The 1,179-nt window shown below is 61.9% G+C and carries 1 pseudogene; it reads right to left on the bottom strand.

Features of this window, described 5'->3' with window-relative positions:
* Nucleotides 1–154: 154 nt before the first annotated feature.
* A pseudogene (locus tag GE253_RS25665) lies at nucleotides 155–1,048 on the bottom strand (IS3 family transposase); the annotation flags it as partial.
* Between the last annotated feature and the right edge of the window lie 131 nt (nucleotides 1,049–1,179).

Here is a 1,179-nt window from a genome sequence, read left to right as displayed (position 1 = left end):
GTGGAGCAGCCCGGTAGCTCGTCAGGCTCATAACCTGAAGGTCACAGGTTCAAATCCTGTCCCCGCATCCAATGCTTAAGCCGTTGATCCTCAAAAGGGATCAGCGGCTTTTTGCTGTCTGCGCCAAATGACCTGCTCCCCAAAGTGTCTCCGGCTATAAATAGAGCCCTCTGGTTTGGTTTGTGTGTTGAAGAACGCTCAGGGCCGCGGGTATGCCTCCGGCCCTGAACGTTGCGAACTGGGCGGGGGACATCCCGCCCAGGGTGGAATGAGGTCGAATATTGTTGTAGTCATCCCGCCAGTCGGCCAGCACCTGTCGGGCGTGACGCAGGCCGTGGAACAGGGTTTCATTCAGGCATTCGTCGCGCAAGCGTCCGTTGAAACTTTCCACGAATGCATTCTGGGTGGGTTTGCCGGGCTGGATGTAATGCCATTCGACCCCATTGGCTTGCGTCCAGGTCAGGATCGCCCTGGAAATGAACTCGCTGCCATTGTCGCTGACAATCATCAGCGGTTTGCCGCGTGTGGCGATGAGGGTATCCAACTCCCGCGCCACCCGCTTGCCGGACAGCGAGGTGTCGGCCACCAGGGCCAGGCATTCGCGCGAGAAATCATCCACCACGGCCAGGATGTGGAACCGCCTTCCGTCGCTGAACGCATCCGACACGAAATCCAGGCTCCAGCGCTGGTTGGGGCCCTGGGGCACATTCATCGGCGCCCGTGTGCCCAGTGCCCGTTTACGGCCCCGTCGCCGGCGCACCGCCAGCCCTTCCTCCCGGTAAATCCGCAGCGGCTTCTTATGGTTCACCGCCATCCCCTCCCGGGCCAGCAGACATCCCAGACGCCGGTAGCCAAACCGCCGCCGCTCCGACGCCAGGTCCCGCAGCCTTTGCCGCAAGACACCGTCATCAGGGCGACGCGACCGGTAACGTATCGTCCGGCGATGCACCTTCAGAACAGCGCAGGCCCGCCGCTCGCTGACCCCGAACGTCGCCCGCAGATGGGCAACCGTCCGGCGCTGCGCGGTGGGCCTTACCACTTTTTTCCCGCCACTGGACTTGCCCTGGCAAAGTGGAGAGCCATTTTCTCGCCGTCAGGCGGCGGCCTCGAACAGGATAGGGCTTTTGTAGCCCAAGGCCGAGTGTCGCCGTATGGGATTATAGAACCCGTCGATGAATG

This window comes from Niveispirillum sp. SYP-B3756 (assembly GCF_009495745.1).
GTDB lineage: Bacteria > Pseudomonadota > Alphaproteobacteria > Azospirillales > Azospirillaceae > Niveispirillum.
The sequence above is the reverse complement of the archived record's forward strand: the minus strand, read 5'-3'. Positions and strand labels throughout refer to the sequence as shown.